Source organism: Oleiphilus sp. HI0125, from assembly GCF_001635355.1.
In genome coordinates, this window is record NZ_LWGF01001103.1 from 1 (window position 1) to 1,267 (window position 1,267).

Below are 1,267 nucleotides of genomic sequence, written 5' to 3' on the forward strand. Positions count from 1 at the left end.
AATTTATTTAGTCATCTTGCGCATGGCGATGTGGCTTTGAATGTGACGCTCACCGCCATTAACTCTGTTCTATGCATTGTTACGCTGCCAATCATTGTGAATTTGAGTTTGTTTTACTTCATGAGCGAGCAAGGTAGTGTCGGCTTACAATTCTCTAAGGTACTTCAGGTTTTTGCGATTGTGTTGATTCCGATCGGCATTGGGATGACGATTCGGCGCTTTAGAAAAGGCTTTGCTGAGGTCATGGAAAAGCCAGTTAAGATTATGTCGGCACTATTCTTAGCCTTGGTTGTTGTGGTTGCCGTGATGGAAAGTTGGGAGCAGTTTACTCAGTACTTTGCGATTGTTGGTGCAGCAGCACTAGCGTTTAATCTGATTAGTTTGGGCGTTGGTTACGGCGTGCCTCGCTTGTTGAAGCTGGAGCTCCGTCAGAGCATTGCGATTGGTATGGAGATTGGTGTTCACAATGGTACTTTGGCGATAGCCATTGCCTTGTCTCCAATGCTTTTGAATAACGGAGTGATGGCCGCGCCAGCTGCTATTTATAGCGTCATTATGTTTGTCACAGCAGCTTTATTTGGCTTGCTGGTAAACAAAATTCACGGAGATCAACTCGGTAATAACACCGCAGCTTAATGATCAAGGTAGATTGCGCCACGCCTGCCAGTAAGGCTTTGGCTCAATTTATGATTGTGGTTCGTTGAAGCGTGCTATCAAGGTTTTTGCTGCGTCGTAAGCAGTGAGTTTCCCTGAAATTACTTGTTCCTGCAGTTGAGGGAGCGATTCTTGAACGGCTTGATGGGTCTCAAAAGCGTGTCGAAGCTGCTCTGTGATGAGCCTGTCCAACCATTTTTCGTTTTGCTGCTGACGCTTTGTTTCGAGGATAGCCTGATTAGAAGAAAAGTAGTCTGTCAGCAAAGCCCATATTTCTGTAATCCCTCTGTTCTCAATCGATGAGCAAGTCAGGGCTTGAGGCTCCCATTCTTCAGAACTTCGCATCAGATGTAAGGCATTCTGGCAATGTTGTTTTGTGCGCTCAGCTTGATGCAGACTATCGCCATCTGCTTTGTTAATGATCAAAGCGTCCGCTAGTTCCATAATGCCACGTTTGATGCCTTGTAATTCGTCGCCTGAATTTGGCTGCATGAGCACCATAAAGAAATCGACCATCGATGCGACTTCATACTCAGATTGGCCAACGCCAACGGTTTCAACGAGAATGACATCAAAGCCTGCGGCTTCACACAAGATCATGCTTTCTCGTGTT

At 45.9% G+C, this 1,267-nt stretch carries 1 protein-coding gene and 1 pseudogene; one reads left to right on the top strand and one right to left on the bottom strand.

Annotated features, from left to right (window positions below; translation table 11 throughout):
* The coding region (locus tag A3762_RS19060) for a bile acid:sodium symporter family protein (protein WP_068757134.1) at positions 1 to 636 on the top strand (636 nt) is incomplete at its 5' end.
* Positions 637 to 684: 48 nt separating this feature from the next.
* Here the strand turns inward: A3762_RS19060 and A3762_RS19065 are convergent.
* A pseudogene (locus A3762_RS19065) lies at positions 685 to 1,267 on the bottom strand (methylmalonyl Co-A mutase-associated GTPase MeaB); the annotation flags it as partial.